Below are 16,843 nucleotides of genomic sequence, written 5' to 3'. Positions count from 1 at the left end.
GCCAATTGTCGGGGAGCGGGATATGACGATAATCAACAGGCATTTAACAGTCGAAGGCATGCATTGCCCTGGTTGTGAAGACACCATTCGCCTAGCGCTGGCCGATTTGCCGGGTGTGATAACGCTGGATGTCAGCTATGCGCGCGCGACGGTGGATGTGCAATTCGACGACCAGCTTGCCGACGAAGCGGCGATAGACCAAGCCATTCGTGCCAAGGGTTACGGTGTGGCACTGACGCCGCGGCCTGCCGCAGGGAAGCTGAAAGGCCTGTTGATTTTTCTGTTGTTATTGCTGGCGGTCGGCGGCGTGACGTTCTGGGGTAAGAGTCTGATGCCCGGCGTGATGCAACAAATATCACCGCACATGGACCAAGCGGTATTGTTGGGTATCGGTTTTCTCACCGGTTTTCATTGTATCGGTATGTGCGGTGGTTTTGTGGTGGGTTACACCGATCCCCGTCAAACCAAGTCCCGCCAGCTGCTGGCGCATTTTAGTTACGCCATCGGCAAGACCTTGTCTTACAGCGCACTCGGCGCCGGCTTTGGCTTGTTGGGCGCCACTATTGCGATTACCCCGCCAATGCGCGGCGGACTGGCTTTGGTGGCAAGCTTGTTTCTGTTGCTGTACGGTCTGAAGATGCTCAACGTCTTTGCCATCTTGCGCCGCTTTACCTTGCGTATGCCCAAGGCTGTCAATCGCCAGCTTGCCGATGAAATGCGCAAACCGCGCAGTGCGTTGCGTACCGGCTTGTTGACCGGTTTTTTGCTGGGCTGTGGGCCGTTACAGGCTATGTATGTGATGGCCGCCGGCAGCGGCGACCCGCTACAGGGCGCGTCGATGCTGTTCTGGTTTGGTCTCGGTACTTTAGCGCCGTTATTGGGGTTTGGGTTCTTCGCCAGCTTGTTGTCGCAGGTTTTCATGCGCCAGCTGGTAAAGGTTTCCGCAATATTGGTGATCGCGATGGGCGTGATGATGGCGCAGCGCGGTTTCAAAATCATCCAGGCAGGCCAGATGCCCGTAGCAATGCCGGCTCATACTCAGCCTGTTCAGTGAGGTAAAGTGTTGGATATTCAGCGTTTCAGACAATTGAACGAGCAGGCCAAATTGCTGGCGGACGAAATAGGCAATTTGCTGATAGAAGTGTTTCATTATTTGGCCTTGTTTGTCATTGGTGCCAGTATTGTCTGGTCGGCGGTGGTGGCATACGGCGGCATGATGCTGCAAGGCCACGCCACCATTGGTGACATTTTGCTGTTGTTTATTTATTTGGAATTGGGTGCGATGGTCGGCATCTATTTCAAAACTAACTTAATGCCAGTGCGTTGTCTGATTTACATTGCCATCACCGCGCTGGCTAGATTGTTGATCGCGGATATTCAAGCCCATCATCAGGCCGATATGGGCATTTTGCTGGTGTCCGGCGGCATTTTGTTGTTGGCCTTGTCGACCGTGATTATTCGCAAGCCAAGTGACGATACCTGAACCGGCAGTTACAGATAAAGGAAGATTAAGATGAACAAATCATTACTGATTACGGCGTTGGTGTTAACGGTTCCTACTGTCCAGGCCATCCCACCTGTCGATCCATCGCGCTTGGACGAAGTGCAAGAGCGCGGCAGCCATGTCATGCCGTTTGCACTGGAAAAAACCCTGCATATTTTCAATAAGACTGATACCGGCGGTATTCAACAAGTGATCGCTAAGGATGCCGCTGACAGCCAACAAATTGGCTTAGTGCGCAGTCATCTGTCGCAACTGGCTACACATTTTGCGGCTGGCGATTTTTCAGGGCCGCGGCGCATTCATGGGGATGACATGCCGGGGCTAAACGCCTTGGCGTCGGCAGCCGGGAAAGTCAGTTTTGCCTATCGGGAATTGCCGAACGGTGCCGAGATAGAGTATCGGAGTGAAGATAAGCAGCTGATTGAGGCAGTGCACAGCTATTTCGATGCCCAACTCAGCGACCACGCTCGCCATGCTGTGCCCGGTGGACATGCTATGCATCATGGTGGTCATCAGCCATAGTTACTTTTCGGCGGCTCCGGCTTGGGGACGTGATTTTTCCAACCACTCTCGATTAGGATGCCAGTGGCTGATCCAGGCGGGCAAATCTGCAGCAGGCATCGGCCGCGCAATGCCGTAGCCCTGGGCGTTATCGCAGCCCAGTTTCAGCAATAGCAAGCCATGTTCATCGGTTTCGACGCCTTCGGCTATTACTTGCCGATGAAAGGCGGCGGTGAGATTGATAATGCCGGCGACGATGGCCAGATCTTCCGGGTCGCCGAGAATGTCGCGAATAAAGGATTGGTCGATTTTTAAGGTGTCGGCCGGCAAGGCTTTAAGGTAGGTCAGTGACGAATAGCCGGTGCCGAAATCGTCCAACGCAAAGCCGACGCCCAGTTTTTGGCATTCCTTCATTACGGCGGTGACGCGGCCAATGTCTTCCAGTGCGGCTGTTTCCAATATCTCCAGTTCCAGGCAGTGGGGGCGCAGTTGCGGATGCGCGGCAAAGCCGGTTTTCAAGGTGTCGACGAAATCCTGGTGCAGTAAGTGGCGCGGGGCGATATTGATGCTGATGGCAATGTTCAAGCCCATGTCTTGCCACGTTTGCAGGTGGTCCAGGGCGCGGGCCAATACCCAATTGCCCAGGGCGATGACCAGTTCGGTGCCTTCTATGTCGGGTAAAAACGCCGCAGGCGACAATAAGCCGCGCTCGGGATGCCGCCAGCGAATCAAAGCCTCCGCACCCAGCACTTTACCCAGGCGCATATTGACCTTGGGTTGGAAATACAATTCGAACTGGTTATTGAGCAGCGCGGATTCGATTTGCGTTAAGGTCTCGCCGCGGACCAGCGCTATTCTGTCCAGTTCCTGATCAAACAGGTGGTAGCGATTTTTGCCGCGCTGTTTGGCGACATACATGGCTTGGTCGGCATGCCGCAGCAGCGTGTCCGCGCTTGTCAGGTCATCAGGGTATAGGGTAAGGCCCACGCTGGCCGATACGCAGACCTGGTTATCATCTATGCTCAACGGTTCCGCGACTTTGCAGAGCATGCGCTCCAATACCGCCTCGCATTCGCGGGTGTCGTTAAAGTCCAGCAAGAGCAGCACAAATTCGTCGCCGCCGATGCGGGCGACGGTATCGCCGGCTCTGAGGCAGTCGCGGATGCGTAGGGAAATTTCTATCAGTAACTGATCCCCCGCTTCGTGGCCGAATTGGTCGTTGACCGGCTTAAAACCGTCGAGATCCAGATAGCATACCGCCATATGGTTGCCGGCGCGGTGTGTGTGGGCCAGCGCTTGGGCTAGGCGGTCTGCCAGTAATACGCGGTTGGGGATGCCGGTCAGCGGATCAAAATGGGCGATGCGTTCCAGATCGTATTCATGGTTCTTCAGCGGGGTAATGTCGGCCGACAAACCGATGTAATGATGAATTTTGCCGTCGTCGTCCCGCACTACCGAAATCGAGGTCAGCGCAGCAAAAACCTCGCCTTTTTTATTGCGGTTCCAGAGTTCGCCACTCCAATGATCGTGTGCGTTCAGTGCTTGCCATATGGCTTTGTAAAATTCCGCGGATTGCCGGCCGGATTTGAGAATACTGGGATTTTTACCCAGCACTTCCTCGCGCGCGTAGCCGGTAATTCGACTAAAAGCCGCATTGACATCAATGATGCGGTTCTCGCTGTCGGTAATGACGACGCTGTCGTGAGTGTGGGCAAATACACTGGCCGCCAGGCGTTGCCCAGCCTCGCGGCGTTGCAGTTCTTGGCGAAATTGTTCGCGTTGCAACAGATTGCGAATCCGCAAGCGGGCGATTTCGATGCTGATGGGTTTGGTCAAATAGTCCGCGGCGCCCAAAGAAAAGCCCAAGGCCTCGGCTTGAATTTCGTTCAAAGCGGTCACGAACACAATCGGAATGTCTTTCAACAGCGGACTGGCCTTGATCCGCCGACAGGTTTCGTAGCCGTCCATATCCGGCATCATGATGTCGAGCAGAATCAGATCAGGCGGCTCATCCAGCGCCAGTTCCAAGCCTTTAGCGCCGGAGGTGGCGATTTGAATTTGATAATCGTCCTGCAATGCCAAACCCAACAAGGCCAGGTTGGCGGGGGTGTCGTCGATGGCGAGAATTTTCAATTGTTTGCTGTTCATTCGGTTTGTACTCCATTCCAACCCAAGGCTGAATAAAGCTGCCGCAACTGCTGGCGTGCCTGGTCGAATTTCATTTCGTTAACCGACTGAGCTATTTCGGAAAACCGTGGTTCTAGCGCACTAGCGCGCAGTAAATTTTGCAATGCTTTAACGTGATTAATGGCATGGAACATGTTTTTGGCCAATAAGTTATCGAGTTCGTCCATTAGCGGCCGTAATTCTTGGTTGTGGTGGAGCAAGGCGATGTCTTCCGCACTGATTGCCGGGTCGGCTGCCGCAAAGAAGGGTTGTTCCGGATGGGCTGGCGCATCTCGATAATGTTCGGCATTGACTGCAGCGGAATACAGCTCCGCGCAAGGGACGGGTAAGCGCTGTTGAGTGGAATTGTGGTTATGCAGTTGACAGTCAACCAGGTCGCAGCGAATTCTGAACCAGAACCGGGCGCCCCTGCCCGGACTACTCTCCACGCCGGCTTCGCCCTGCATCAGCCCGGCAAAGCGTTGCACGATGGATAAGCCCAAGCCGGTGCCGGCGTAACGCCGCGTCGAACTGGCGTCGATTTGGGTAAAGGGTTTGAAAAGCAGGCTCTGTTGGTCGGCGGCAATGCCGATGCCTTGATCGGACACGGAAAATTCCAGTTGTGCTTGCGAACCTTGCCGATGCAACTCTATTACCTGGATTTTGATCGCGCCTTGATTAGTAAATTTGATGGCATTGCTGACCAGATTTGACAGCATTTGCCTGACTCTGATTTGATCCAGTAGATAGCATTGCTCGCTTGGGCCGAGCCAGACGGTTTCGATTTGCAGGTTTTTCTGATGTGCGCTTTCCCCGAACAGCGACTGGACTTCGGTGATGATTTGCCGAGGCTGCGCGGCAGAGTAAACCAGCTCCAGCCGATTGGCTTCGATTTTGGACAAATCCAACACATCGTTTAACAGGGTTAATAGAGTCTGTCCGGATGCGAGGATAGTGCGGGCGCATTCTTGATGCTTGCTTGGGTCGCAGTCAGGTAGACTCAGCAGTTGCGCCATTCCCAAGATACCGTTCAACGGGGTGCGGATTTCGTGCGACATGGTGGCCAGGAAATTACTTTTGGCCTGGTTCGCGCTTTCCGCGATGCGGGTTTTGATTTCATTGCTCAATATCAGCGCCATGTGCGAGAAAAACGGCGATAGATAATCGCGCATTTGCGCGGAGCCCAACATATCGGTCATTTTGATGGCACCGATTAATTCTTTGCCCACCTGCAAGGGCATGACCCAGGTGCAGGCAATAGCCGGCGTCATGCCGCGCAGTAGCGTGTGCTCAGAATCCGTGGCTTGTTCGACAAAGCGGCGCTGCTGAAAAACTTCGTTGATTAAGGGATCGTCGATATGATCAATAATTTGGCGTTCGCCGGCTAAATTGGCGTAATGGATTGCCCCCGCGTCCAGATAATAAATTTCGACATTACTGCCGCCCAAACTGCCGCACAAAGCAGTCATTAAGCTCTCTAACAATCCTTCGACGCCGGCGATGGGGTTTAACAACTCCAGCATGTGCAGGATCAGATACAGATTGGCTTTTTCTTCCGAAAGTTTGCGGACGCGGGTTTCCAATTGCTTGATTTGGTCCTGCAGCTCTTGATGGGAGGGCGCTTGGGTCATTGTTCCGCAGCAAGCCGGCGTTGAATGGCATCCGCCAAAACGGTTTCCAAATGCTTCAGGCTGACATCCATCCATGCCAGCGGCAAATCCACGAAGCGCGCAGCGGTTTCGGCGGCGGCGCTGAAATCGCCGTTACACGGGGTACGCAGCGCCAGAATATATTTATGACTACTGTGAAATATCTCCCTGATCACCGTCATGTTTGCGCCGAAGCAGGCGGTGATCATGGGTTCCCAGGTCAAGGCCCAGTCTTCCAGTAAAAAATACGCGCCTTTTTCCAGTTCCTGCATGAATAACTCGTAGCCGAGCAGCATGACGATACAGTTTTGGCCGTGGGTGCGGCAAGTGTGGTGGCCCTCCAGATATTTTTCCATCAACGGGTGGCAGCCGCCGTAAAACACCACGGTTTTTTCACCGAGTTTCTCGCGTTCTTCCAGCGCCTGATTCAGCTCGGTCGACAAACGATTCAGGTAATTGTGCAAGGCTGAATCCAGATAATGGGTATGCACGTTCCAGTGATTTTTCGCGATTAGTCCGTCCACTTCCTTACGCAAAATGCCGCAGCCCACCATGGTCAGCGGAGTTTGATTTTCCGGATGTATCGCGAAGGTTTTCATGGCAGTCTCCCGTATTCGAATGCTGCATCGACCATGGTCCGAATGTTGGCCTCGGGCACGGCCATTGGCATGACGCCGTTACCGAACAAAAAATGGCCGCCGGTTTTGCCGATTTCGACAATACGCTGCACTTCGGCGCGGGTTTGCTCGACGCTCCAGTGAATCATTTTTATATCGTCGATGACCCCGCAGGTCAGGCCGCGATTACCGATCAGGCGTTTGGCTTCGGCTAAGTCGGCGAGTGGGCTGATGTGGTGAATTTTGATGTGAAGTTCATCGAAAACCAAATCGATCACATCGTTAAAAGCCGCCATGCCGCAGTAATAAACTAGGCCTTCACTACCGCCCGGCAGCAAGTCGCGGCGCATCCAGGGCAGTACTGTTTGCTCAATTTGCTTGCGGCTGACGAAGTAGGGCGAGCCAAATGGCGTGGAGTAAATCAATACATTGGCGCCCAAGGCCCGTAAGGCGGCGAATTCCTGCTGGCAGAAATCCGAGCATTTGCGCAGCAGTTCGTCGCGGACATCAAAAGGACCCAGCAGGAATAACTCCATCCATTTATCCATACCCATCAAGATGGCCGGTAACGTGGTCGAGGCCGTGACGTAGGCGCAAGTCGGATGTGTAGTGCCGACTTCACTTTGCAAAATCTTTAGACAGTCGGAAACCGATTGCCAGGCTGGGTGAAGTGTAATGTCGGTGGGAATTTCGAGTTTGGCAATGTCGTCCAGATTTTTGATGACGAAGTCAGCGACATTCGGCGCACCGTCGTCGGCAAACAGGATTTCCCGGCAACCCAGCAATTCCGCTTCTTTGCCGACATAATGCAGGCTCCAGATGTTGTCGTAGCCGTAGCGCCGCAACAGGCGTAATTGGCCGTCGGCCACATATTCGCCCTTGCTGAAGTATTGCTTGGCAGGCATGCCCAATTCCCGTGCGCCGTGATCGGGCAGATTGCAAAAAACCGGAACGCGCGGCGCGGGGCTGCCGGTCATCGCTGCGGTGAGGATTTCCAAAGGTGTCATGGCTTGACCTCGCGAATCAGATCGACAATGACTTTGGCCGCGGTGACGCCATCCGGCGCCCAGGCATCCGCGCCGACCTTGGTGTACAACTCAGGATCGAAACGGTAGGGAGCGCCGCCTACCGCCAGTTTGATTTGCTGTTCCAGGCCACGCTCCTGTAACAAACTGCGCACGCCCAGACTGCCTTTTGCGCTGGTGGCGGTGTGGACCATCATTGCGGATACCGCGATGACTTGGGCGCTCTCGGATACCGCGGTATCGACGAATTTTTCGGCTGTGACGTTGGTGCCCAGATCGACCACATCCACCATCAGTGATTTCAAGCAGCCGCTGACGATCCGTTTGCCCAGGGAATGCAGGTCACCGTAAGCTGCGCCGATGACGACCCGTCCTATCATTTCCGGGGGTTTACTGAACTTCTCCAGCATTTTTTCGGTGACGTCGGCCGCAATTTGCGCGGTCATGAAATGCTGGGCCAGATTGGCGTCCGGATCTTTTTCGATTAAGGTCATCATCAACTCGATGGCCGGGATGACTAATTTGAAGACGATATCCTCGGGGCTGAATCCGTCGTTTAAGGCGTGATTGACGACCTCCAGGGCGGCCGGCTTATCGGTTTCGAATACCGCCTGGTTATAGGATTGAATATAAGCGTCGAGCATTATTCGAATTCCTCGATGGACATGGGCTGCAAGCGTAAATTGTCGATAAAGCGGTTTTCATATTCGAAAACCCCGCCAAGATTGACCACGCGCGCCCGTTGCACAATATTGTTTAACAGACTTGGCCCGGCCGGATTCAACAGCAGTTGTTCGCAGCCGGCCAGACTGGCATTGGTCAGCAGGCTGACCCGTTCGGGGGGTATAGGAGGCAGTAAGCCAACCCGAAACCCGCTGTTTAGGTCCAAATGTTGACCAAAACTTCCGCAAATCCACAGACGATTCAAATCGCTTATTGCCAAGCCTGCGTACGACATCAATTGTGACATGGCAGCGGCTGTCGATGCCTTGGCACGCTGGAAAATATCGATGTCGCTCGCAAAAATGGCACTTTTGGGCATGTTGGTTTGCAATAAAAAGCCTTGTTCGGACAGCGGTTCGGCGAAGCGTCCGGACGGTTTCAGATGCTTTTGGTCCAGTAGCAAGGCAATGGCATCAATGAAGCCGCTGGCGCAGTAGCCGCGCGCCTGGACATCTCCTATCGTCCGTAAGCCGCTTGCCGACACTTTGCAAATCGCGCCGGCTTCTGCGGTTAAACCGTTGCGCATACCTACGCCTTCGAAAGCGGGGCCGCCCGGCACGGAACTGACCCACAGGTTGCTGCCGTCCCACACGGCGATTTCGGTATTAGTGCCGAAGTCGGCCAACAGCATCGGTTGCGATTGTTCAGTAATGCCGGTAGCGAGCAGGTCGGCCAGTAAATCCGAACCAATAAAACCAGCCAGCGGTTGGGCGATGTCGATGTCGGCATGCGGCGTGCGCCATGTCTGCCGCCAGGCATCGACATCGACGGGCAGACAGGCGATAGGGCTTTGCCAGTTCTCGGGCTGGTAGAGGCTGTCGCCGCTATTGCCGCAAATCAGCGTCAACATCGCGGTATTGCCCACTATTAATACTTTGCCCAGTTCCGCCAGTATCGGCGTTATTTCGCCCATATCGCGGCTGAGAATGTCGCGTATGCCGTCGATGATGGCCGCGCGCGCTTCCCGGCCTATGCGTCGGCAATCTTGATCGTCCAGACGCTCGGCATCCAGCCGGGTCAGAATGTCCGCGCCATGCGCGACTTGTGGATTGATGCTGTAACGGGTGCCGATGCGTCGGCCGGATTGCCGATTCCACAACGATAGGCGGATGTGTGTTGTCCCCAGGTCTACCGCCACCCCGTAGACATACTCGGAAACGGTAGGATTAGCGTGGGCTTGATAAAGCGGGGTGGGGTCCAGACTTTTCCAGGCGGAATGCGGCGCCGGATTGTCCAGATAAAGCGTGCAGTCGCTGCGTGCCCGCAACTGGCAGGCTAAACGTATGCCGCCAGCCAAATCTTCAGGAAGCAGCTTTTGCCGTTCCGCCAGCGTCGGTGGGTTAAATTCGCCGTCGACGGTTTGAATCAGACACGCGCCACAGGTGCCCAAACCGCCGCAGGCAGCGCGTACGCGCAAATCGGTGGTGTCGAGGACTTGGCGTACCGACAGATCGGATTTGAGCAGTATGCGTAACGTCTGATCGTTACTGCCGACCGTTGCCAGCATATCGCCAGCTGGGTGTGCCGGCAGTCCGGTATCGGGAGGGATGATGGTCATAGGCGATGGAAACCTGTAGGAGTAGTAGCAATTGCGCTTTCGCTTTCGTTGAGGCCTGGCATGATGGGGTTTGATCTATTCGGCATGGGCAAAACAGCCAGTGGTTTTCCCCTTTTATTTTAGTGTGTATTGGTGGTTTCGCTGATCCAATCTTGTGGCGTAAGCGATTTGTCTTTATCAGATTGGCTTTTACGGCATAAACTCCGTGATATGCGGTTATAAGCAGTGCCAAAAGGCACTTTAGGCTATCGGCACACTGTTCATGCTGGAATGTCATCAACAATCGGGTAAACTTTGCCGATGCGCCAAAAAGCGGGTTCGTGACCGGAATCGGCTTGCCTGAGACGCTTGCAGTCAATCCAGATCATGGTTCACCCAAGCCAACGGAATTTAGATGGAATCCGATAAACAATCGACAGAGCGCCAAGCCACCATTTTGTTAGTCGATGACGAGTCTATCAACCTGTCGGTTTTCGGGCAGTTTCTCGCCCCGTATTACCAGATTTTGGTAGCGACCAACGGGCAGCGTGCGTTGCAATTGGCGGGTGGTGCGCCAAAGCCGGATTTGATTTTGTTGGATGTGATGATGCCCGATATGGATGGGTATGAAGTCATCGGCCAGTTAAAAGCCGATCCCAAAACCGGCGATATTCCCGTGATATTCGTGACCGCCTTGACCTCTGATTTGGAGGAAGAGCGAGGTTTGTCACTGGGTGCGGTGGATTATCTTTACAAGCCGTGTCATTTGTCGATTCTATTGGCCAGAATCAAAACCCAGCTGGAACTGAAGCATGCCCGTGATTGGCTAAAAAACCAAAATACCTATCTGGAAGCCGAAGTGCAACGCCGGCATCAGGAGAATCAGTCTGTACATTTGCAACTATTGCAATCGGAAAAATTGGCGGCGATAGGGCAACTGGCTGCCGGCATTGCCCACGAAATCAATAATCCCATTGGTTTCGTCAATTCTAATTTGAATACGCTGAACGGCTATTTGTGCGACGTTTTTTGCGTGATGGATGCTTACAACGCCGCTTTAGCCGAAAAAAACTTTTCTGAGGAGGCGCTGCAAAATTTGCGCACGCTGAAACAAACCAAGCAGCTTGACTATTTGCGCGGCGATATTCCGGAATTGATTGCTGAGTCCATGGAAGGTTTATCGCGGGTGCGTGACATTATTCAGGATTTGAAGGATTTTGCGCATGCCGATAAAAACGATTGGGAATTGGCCGATTTGCATAAAGGGTTGGATTCCACGCTGAATATTATCAACAACGAGCTGAAGTACCATTGCACCGTGCACAAGCAATACGGCGAGATACCGGAGATTTATTGCCTGCCTTCGCAATTGAATCAGGTGTTTATGAATTTACTGATTAACGCCGCGCACGCAATTGATACCAAAGGCGATATTCATATTAGTACCGGTTGCACGGAGCCGAATGTCTGGGTGGAAATCCGCGATAACGGCAAAGGTATTGCCCCGGAGAACCTGCCGCGTTTGTTTGAGCCGTTCTTCACCACCAAGCCGGTCGGCAAGGGCACCGGGCTAGGGTTGTCGGTTTCGCAGAATATCGTCCGTAAACATGGCGGTAAAATCGAAGTAAGCAGCCAGCTTGGGCAGGGTAGCCGGTTTCGAGTCTGGCTGCCGATTCGGCCGCCGGAATCGGCGTCTACCGAATAGTCCGGTGCGTCTGGCGGTTTTTGAATACTAAACTTGCAGACAGGGCTTTACCTGCCAGACTATGTCATCAATAGACCACTGTTAGTGCAAAATCATGAACCAGGCAGATATTAAAATACTCATCGTCGACGACGAGCCGAACGTGCTGAAAGCGCTGACGCGGTTGCTGAAACAGTACGAACCCGTTACCGCAACCAGCGGCGAGGAAGCGCTGTTGTTAGCTGAGGAACATAGCTTTGATTTGGTGATTTCCGATTACCGAATGCCGGGTATTAACGGTATCGATTTTTTGATTTTATTCAAGCGCATGCAGCCGGATGCTGTGCGCATTGTGTTGACCGGCTTTGCCGATCTGGAAGGCGCCCAGCACGCCATCAATGAGGCGGAAGTGTTTCGCTTTATCAACAAGCCCTGGAGCAATCTGGAAATTGTCAATGTGGTCGAGAACGGTCTGGCGCACAAACGGATGTTGTTGGAAAACCGGGCCTTGGCCGATCAGGTGCGGGCGCAGCAAATACTCCTGAATGAAAAAGAAGCGATTATTAAAGCGCTGGAAGCCGAGGAGCCGGGTATCACCCAAGTGAATTGGGCGCAGGACGGCTCGATTATTCTCGATGACGAAGATTTTAAATAGACAGTATTGCCGGCTCTATTGGTAATTATTTCCGCGATACCGTTAATCCTGCGAAATCGGGGGCCAAAGTATTAAGCGGGCTCCCGCCAGTCCGAGAGCCGCTTTGTTTAGAACGGAGTTACAGCTGTTCGGTATGCTCGTCATTACTAAAGGCATTGAAAAATTGCTTCGCGGTTCTGCCGTTTTTGGCGGCATTCTGATGGGCAAAGTCCAACGCGGCCTTGTGCAAAGCCTCACGGTTGCCGGGATAATCGACGAAATAACTGTCGACAATGTCCAAGTAAGTCTGGGTATGTTGCGGGTAAAACGCCAGCCGCAAACCGAAGCGGTCGGACAGCGAGATTTTTTCCTCTATGGTGTCGGAATAATGCACCTCGTTGTCAACCAGCAGGGTGTCCAGATTGTCGCGCATATGTTCCGGCAGCAGATGGCGGCGATTGGACGTGGCGTAAAACAACACATTCTCCGGTGGTAATTCAATAGAGCCTTCCAACACGCTCTTTAGCGGCTTGTATAGGGCATCGCCGTTCTCGAAAGACAGATCGTCGCAATAAATAATGAAACGCTGATTGTGTTCTCGGATGTCGTCGACGATTTCCGGCAGATACAGCAAATCTTGCTTATCGACTTCGATGACTCGTAAACCTTCGTGCAAATATTCGTTCAACAAGGCTTTCACCAGCGAGGACTTGCCAGTGCCGCGCGCGCCCCACAACAAGGCATTATTCGCCGGCAGTCCCGCCAGAAAGCGCAGCGTGTTGTCTATCATTTGCTGCTTTTGCGGCTCTATGCCCAGCAGTTGATCCAGCCGGATCGGATCGATTTGCCGAACGGGACGCAGAAACGCCTGGCGCTGGCGCCAAATTGCCGCATAGGTGTGGTTCCAATCTATCATCTGTGATCCTTGGCTGGGGCCGGTCGAAGTGCCGGTTTGTGTAAAGAAATGAATATTGTATAAATTTTAGACAATTTAACGCCACTCTAAGCACAGCAACAACTTAGCGTGGCTTTTAACGGGTTGCCAACAGAGTTATCCACAGATTTTGTGGGAAAGTTATAGCTATTGTGGAAATGTGGCTGCCCACTGTAGCCAGTATATGCCGCTTGTGCGGGTAACCAAAGACTGCTTAGACTTTATTTTAAGTCGCGGCTTTGGCTGCCGAGGCGCGTTTCTGCGCGATGATCGACTTATAATCGATTGTTATCATTTAAACGATAGCTATTGGCTATTTACGGGGTGGCTATGAATCTGCGGGATTTACATTATTTAATCGCCGTTGCCGACTTGCGCAGCTTTGTGCAGGCGGCAGACCGTTGCTGCATCAGCCAGCCGACCTTGAGTACCCAGATAAAAAAGTTGGAAGACGAATTGGGTATCCAGATTTTCGAGCGCACCAATAAAAAAGTGCTGCCTACCGAGTTGGGCGAGCAGATCGTGGCGTCGGCAAGGCGCATCTTGAAGGAGCAAGACAATATCAAGGAACTGGCCGCTACAGCCCAGGACCCGCTGGCCGGTAACCTGCGCTTTGGCGCGTTTCCGACCTTGGCGACCTATTTGTTTCCGCCATTGGTACCCTTAATCAAGCAGGATTTACCACGCATCCGCCTGATTCTGGTCGAGGAAAAAACCGAGCAATTGTTACAGCAACTCCACAGCGGACAGATGGATTGCGCCTTGCTAGCCTTGCCGATTTACGAGGATTTTCTGGAAAGCCAGGCCTTGTTCGACGATGAGTTTTTACTGGCGGTGGCGGACGGTCATCCGTTGGCGGCCAAGCCGCAAGTCGAGCCAGACGATCTAAACGGCGAACATTTACTATTGCTTGACGAAGGCCATTGCCTGCGTGGGCATGCCTTGCAAATCTGCCAAACAATCGGCGCCGACGAAGAACAGGATCTTCGCGCCACCAGTCTGGAAACCTTGCGGCAAATGGTTCGCGCCGGTACCGGCATCACCTTCATGCCACGTATCGCAGTGCGAGACGAACCGGGGCTACGTTATCTGCCATTCGCTGAGCCGGCGCCGAGCCGGACCATAGGCATGGTTTGGCGCAAAACCAGTGCCAGAGGGGAGCTGATTCGGCGCTTGAGCGGATTGGTGCGGGATGCGGCTAAGGACATTTAGGTATACACCGCTGGCGTGGCGACTATTTTAATGGCAGTTCGTGAACCGACGGCCAAATGACATTTTCCACGAAAACCTTTGATGGTCTTTTGCTCTGTATGGCAGCCTGTCGGCTGCGGGTATTCGCTAGAAGTTAATTTGTATTTAGCCGAAAAAAAGGCGGCCCTTGTCTCGTATGTCCGTTTAATAGCTGAGATAGGTACTTACTGCGGCATACTGGCGTAATCCCCGACGTGAAGTTACAAATCGTCTAATATTTGCAAAGTCCTTAACCCTTATTACGCCTGATAACAGCCTGATATTTGGACTATTTGAAGACGGAGATAAGAGGCGCGACAAAAATTGCGACTATTGCCACCAATGCCTTGAGCCTTATGGCCAAGCAAGCACGTTGCCCGATCTCAATGCCGGGCTTTTACCTTAGGAGTACCGACCATGAACAATAAACAGTTATTACCTGTTGCTATCGCCCTGTTGACTTCGCAGCCGATTCTCGCCAGCGTGTCCAGTTCGTTCGATGTCGACAGCGAGAACTGGCAAATCGTCAGTTTTGCCGATTTCAGCCAGAACAATTATTCGATCATTGGTCAATACCAACCCAGTTACGTGTCAGGTGGTGGCAATCGCGGCAATTATCTCGCCGCCAATGATCCGGACGGTGGCGATTTTACCTTCTCCGCTCCCGCTGCGTTCCTGGGGGCGCAGACCAGTGCTACCGGATTATCCTACGATTTGACGTATCGCGATGGCGATGTCAATTGGCAAACCACCGACGTCATGTTGGTAGGAAATGGCCAACGCTTGCTCTGGAAGCGTGACCCGAATATTGTGCCGAACAGTGGCTGGACCCATATCGTCCTGAACTTCGCGCCCTCGTCGGAATGGCGACTGGACACCACAGACGGGGTGTTCGCCAGCCAAAGTGATTTTCATAATGTGTTGTCCGACTTGAGCGGGCTTTATATTCATGGGGAATATACCAACGGCATTTTTGAAACTGCAGGGCTGGATAATGTGGTTTTGCAAACGGTGCCGTTGCCGGGGGCGTTTTGGTTATTTGGCGTGGGGTTTGCGGGGTTTTGGTCGCGTATTCGTCGATCGTAACGCGCTGACTCGTTATGTTGTTGTGTCGCTGGCGCGACGGGTTTTTTGTATGTCGGTTCTCGGACCGACGGCCGAGATACTTTCTTTTGCTCCGCCAAAAGAAAGTACCCAAAGAAAAGGCGGCCCGGATGCCGCTTGTTCCCTGCGCTCCGAAGCTTTTGGCGGGGGTTGGCGAAAGGGGCTTCCTGCCCCTTCGCCAACGTGCGGCATCCCTGCCGCACCCCTTCGGGCTATTCCCACCAAAAGCTCCGGCGCTCGGCGCGGCATACGGGAGAAAACCCCGCTGCGAAATCCGAAATCGTTTAATATTTGCAAAGCTCGAAACATAGGGTATTAGTGATATTGTAATGCGCCGAATGATTAAAGGCCAACATGCGGCACTCCTTTGATACCCTAATGGATTGCACCTTACGCTGCCTTTGAGCTTCAATAATGACGTGAATCTGCCGGGTTAAGCATGGAAATTGACTGGAATACCGTAGTAAATTTCACCAAAAAGGCTATTGGACTAATAGTAGATTTTGTTAGTTTTTCATCTGATCTATTAACGATAATTGCTTCTGGGATTGCAATTTACCTATTTCGATACAAAGGAAAAGAGATCGCTATCGCACTTCGGTTAGTATTAAATTATGCGTTTCAAACAACGCTAAATGAGCTACGTGAAAAATTAGAAAGCCTAAATAGATTGAACGCCAACGATGAAGAAGGTGTTAAAGAAATTGTGAATATTTTTCATGAAATTATAGGGCAGATCAACGGTCATCCTAAGCTAAAAAGCCACTTTTCAGAGTTTATAATTAAGGCCGAAAAAGCGGTTTCTGGAAAAAGAAAAATTACTGAGCCAATAAAGAGATCATTGGTTAGTGAGTTTCGTGAAAGATTAAAAAATCTTACTGTTGATAGTTTTGGCGAAATTATGGGTGAAAAATAATGTCTAAAATAGTAATAGCCGCGAATGCAATGATTGCAAATGCAGAAAAAATTAGCACAGTTATTCCAAGCAATGAAAATAAAGAATTTTTTTATTTTTTATATGGAAAAAAATATACATGGGGTATTTATAAGGATGGTGGTGCTATTGTTTTATTGTATTTTCCAAATAATGAGTCACCAGATTATTTGGCCGCCTTAGCTTCTTATGATTTTTCTGATGTAAGTGTTATGAGATATTCTAGTTTGTCGATTGGATCTCAAGAAGCTGAAGAAACTTTCAGAGACCTATATACAATAATTCAAGAAAAAGCATTTGGTATTGATAAAGTCCTTGATGAAATAATTGGCGATTTTGATATATGTTGATTATAAATCAGGAATTTTGAAAGGTTTCGCGTCGGATAAAGCATGCAGATACTGGTGTTTATAGCTGGAAACATTGTCTTGATGTTCATTCAACCCAGCCTACAGGGCCGTAGGATGTGCTGAACAACGTGAAGCGCATCGTTCGCGATTGATGAGCCTCATTGCGTGGGTACATTCTATAGTATTGGAATTGTGGGACGGTTTTGTTCCCGTTATCCCGCCCCGAGCATCGTAACTTTTAGCCTAGCAAA

16 protein-coding genes are annotated in these 16,843 nt (G+C 52.0%); 9 read left to right on the top strand and 7 right to left on the bottom strand.

Annotated features, from left to right (window positions below; genetic code table 11):
* The first annotated feature begins 22 nt into the window (after nt 1–22).
* From JL719_RS21515 to JL719_RS21505, 3 genes are read left to right on the top strand one after another with little or no spacing between them, the layout of a single operon-like run.
* Entirely contained in the window at nt 23–1,054 is a 1,032-nt protein-coding gene (locus JL719_RS21515) for an urease accessory protein UreH domain-containing protein (protein ID WP_033157711.1), read from the top strand.
* Between the two features lie 9 nt (nt 1,055–1,063).
* Nucleotides 1,064–1,483: a phosphate-starvation-inducible protein PsiE gene (locus JL719_RS21510; RefSeq protein ID WP_033157857.1), complete on the top strand. Its 420-nt coding sequence runs from the start codon at nt 1,064–1,066 to the stop codon at nt 1,481–1,483.
* A 30-nt stretch (nt 1,484–1,513) separates the two neighbouring features.
* Nucleotides 1,514–2,026 carry a hypothetical protein gene (locus JL719_RS21505; protein ID WP_033157712.1) on the top strand — a complete coding sequence of 171 codons (513 nt, stop codon included), beginning with the start codon at nt 1,514–1,516 and terminating at the stop codon, nt 2,024–2,026.
* On the opposite strand, the gene JL719_RS21500 is transcribed toward JL719_RS21505, so the two are convergent.
* Genes JL719_RS21500 through JL719_RS21475 form a run of 6 tightly spaced genes read right to left on the bottom strand, consistent with a single transcriptional unit; the run spans nt 2,027 to nt 9,743 of the window.
* The gene (locus JL719_RS21500; RefSeq protein ID WP_033157713.1) at nt 2,027–4,153 is read right to left on the bottom strand and encodes an EAL domain-containing response regulator; all 2,127 of its coding nucleotides are present in this window, start codon (nt 4,151–4,153) and stop codon (nt 2,027–2,029) included. It lies immediately after the preceding gene.
* Entirely contained in the window at nt 4,150–5,802 is a 1,653-nt protein-coding gene (locus JL719_RS21495) for a sensor histidine kinase (RefSeq protein WP_051670152.1), read from the bottom strand. Before JL719_RS21495 ends, JL719_RS21500 begins: the two co-directional genes overlap by 4 nt.
* Entirely contained in the window at nt 5,799–6,419 is a 621-nt protein-coding gene (locus tag JL719_RS21490; protein WP_033157714.1) for a DUF1638 domain-containing protein, read from the bottom strand. Before JL719_RS21490 ends, JL719_RS21495 begins: the two co-directional genes overlap by 4 nt.
* Nucleotides 6,416–7,444, bottom strand: coding sequence for a uroporphyrinogen decarboxylase family protein (locus JL719_RS21485; RefSeq protein WP_033157715.1), 1,029 nt, complete (start codon nt 7,442–7,444; stop codon nt 6,416–6,418). The genes JL719_RS21490 and JL719_RS21485 overlap by 4 nt, the downstream gene beginning before the upstream one ends.
* The gene (locus JL719_RS21480; RefSeq protein ID WP_033157716.1) at nt 7,441–8,106 is read right to left on the bottom strand and encodes a cobalamin B12-binding domain-containing protein; all 666 of its coding nucleotides are present in this window, start codon (nt 8,104–8,106) and stop codon (nt 7,441–7,443) included. Before JL719_RS21480 ends, JL719_RS21485 begins: the two co-directional genes overlap by 4 nt.
* Nucleotides 8,106–9,743 (bottom strand): ASKHA domain-containing protein, encoded by a 1,638-nt coding sequence (locus tag JL719_RS21475; protein WP_033157717.1) that lies wholly within the window; start codon nt 9,741–9,743, stop codon nt 8,106–8,108. Before JL719_RS21475 ends, JL719_RS21480 begins: the two co-directional genes overlap by 1 nt.
* Nucleotides 9,744–10,137: 394 nt before the next feature.
* Here JL719_RS21475 and JL719_RS21470 point away from each other — a divergent pair, with 394 nt between their 5' ends.
* Nucleotides 10,138–11,427: an ATP-binding protein gene (locus JL719_RS21470; protein WP_033157718.1), complete on the top strand. Its 1,290-nt coding sequence runs from the start codon at nt 10,138–10,140 to the stop codon at nt 11,425–11,427.
* A 94-nt stretch (nt 11,428–11,521) separates the two neighbouring features.
* Complete coding sequence (locus tag JL719_RS21465) at nt 11,522–12,061, top strand: response regulator (protein ID WP_033157719.1); 540 nt, start codon at nt 11,522–11,524, stop codon at nt 12,059–12,061.
* Between the two features lie 118 nt (nt 12,062–12,179).
* Here the strand turns inward: JL719_RS21465 and JL719_RS21460 are convergent, their stop codons facing one another.
* Complete coding sequence (locus JL719_RS21460) at nt 12,180–12,956, bottom strand: ATP-binding protein (protein ID WP_033157720.1); 777 nt, start codon at nt 12,954–12,956, stop codon at nt 12,180–12,182.
* A 348-nt stretch (nt 12,957–13,304) separates the two neighbouring features.
* Here JL719_RS21460 and JL719_RS21455 point away from each other — a divergent pair, with 348 nt between their 5' ends.
* The 4 genes from JL719_RS21455 to JL719_RS21440 all read left to right on the top strand — a co-directional run bounded on the left by JL719_RS21455 (nt 13,305) and on the right by JL719_RS21440 (nt 16,592).
* Nucleotides 13,305–14,186: a LysR substrate-binding domain-containing protein gene (locus JL719_RS21455; RefSeq protein WP_033157721.1), complete on the top strand. Its 882-nt coding sequence runs from the start codon at nt 13,305–13,307 to the stop codon at nt 14,184–14,186.
* Between the two features lie 435 nt (nt 14,187–14,621).
* On the top strand, nt 14,622–15,290 hold the full coding sequence (locus JL719_RS21450) for a laminin B domain-containing protein (protein WP_033157722.1): 669 nt from the start codon (nt 14,622–14,624) through the stop codon (nt 15,288–15,290).
* A 457-nt stretch (nt 15,291–15,747) separates the two neighbouring features.
* Nucleotides 15,748–16,224: a hypothetical protein gene (locus JL719_RS21445; RefSeq protein WP_084153352.1), complete on the top strand. Its 477-nt coding sequence runs from the start codon at nt 15,748–15,750 to the stop codon at nt 16,222–16,224.
* Nucleotides 16,224–16,592 carry a hypothetical protein gene (locus JL719_RS21440; protein ID WP_033157723.1) on the top strand — a complete coding sequence of 123 codons (369 nt, stop codon included), beginning with the start codon at nt 16,224–16,226 and terminating at the stop codon, nt 16,590–16,592. The genes JL719_RS21445 and JL719_RS21440 overlap by 1 nt, the downstream gene beginning before the upstream one ends.
* Nucleotides 16,593–16,843: the final 251 nt, after the last annotated feature.

It is taken from the genome of Methylomonas sp. LW13 (assembly GCF_016865255.1).
Taxonomy (GTDB): Bacteria; Pseudomonadota; Gammaproteobacteria; order Methylococcales; family Methylomonadaceae; genus Methylomonas.
This window is presented reverse-complemented; position numbering and strand designations above follow the sequence as displayed.

Coding starts and splice junctions, on each gene's coding strand:
- JL719_RS21445 (WP_084153352.1), top strand. CDS start 15,748: ATGGAAATTGACTGGAATACCGTAGTAAATTTCACCAAAAAGGCTATT.
- JL719_RS21480 (WP_033157716.1), bottom strand. CDS start 8,106: ATGCTCGACGCTTATATTCAATCCTATAACCAGGCGGTATTCGAAACC.
- JL719_RS21495 (WP_051670152.1), bottom strand. CDS start 5,802: ATGACCCAAGCGCCCTCCCATCAAGAGCTGCAGGACCAAATCAAGCAA.
- JL719_RS21460 (WP_033157720.1), bottom strand. CDS start 12,956: ATGATAGATTGGAACCACACCTATGCGGCAATTTGGCGCCAGCGCCAG.
- JL719_RS21455 (WP_033157721.1), top strand. CDS start 13,305: ATGAATCTGCGGGATTTACATTATTTAATCGCCGTTGCCGACTTGCGC.
- JL719_RS21500 (WP_033157713.1), bottom strand. CDS start 4,153: ATGAACAGCAAACAATTGAAAATTCTCGCCATCGACGACACCCCCGCC.
- JL719_RS21440 (WP_033157723.1), top strand. CDS start 16,224: ATGTCTAAAATAGTAATAGCCGCGAATGCAATGATTGCAAATGCAGAA.
- JL719_RS21515 (WP_033157711.1), top strand. CDS start 23: ATGACGATAATCAACAGGCATTTAACAGTCGAAGGCATGCATTGCCCT.
- JL719_RS21465 (WP_033157719.1), top strand. CDS start 11,522: ATGAACCAGGCAGATATTAAAATACTCATCGTCGACGACGAGCCGAAC.
- JL719_RS21475 (WP_033157717.1), bottom strand. CDS start 9,743: ATGACCATCATCCCTCCCGATACCGGACTGCCGGCACACCCAGCTGGC.
- JL719_RS21505 (WP_033157712.1), top strand. CDS start 1,514: ATGAACAAATCATTACTGATTACGGCGTTGGTGTTAACGGTTCCTACT.
- JL719_RS21450 (WP_033157722.1), top strand. CDS start 14,622: ATGAACAATAAACAGTTATTACCTGTTGCTATCGCCCTGTTGACTTCG.
- JL719_RS21485 (WP_033157715.1), bottom strand. CDS start 7,444: ATGACACCTTTGGAAATCCTCACCGCAGCGATGACCGGCAGCCCCGCG.
- JL719_RS21470 (WP_033157718.1), top strand. CDS start 10,138: ATGGAATCCGATAAACAATCGACAGAGCGCCAAGCCACCATTTTGTTA.
- JL719_RS21490 (WP_033157714.1), bottom strand. CDS start 6,419: ATGAAAACCTTCGCGATACATCCGGAAAATCAAACTCCGCTGACCATG.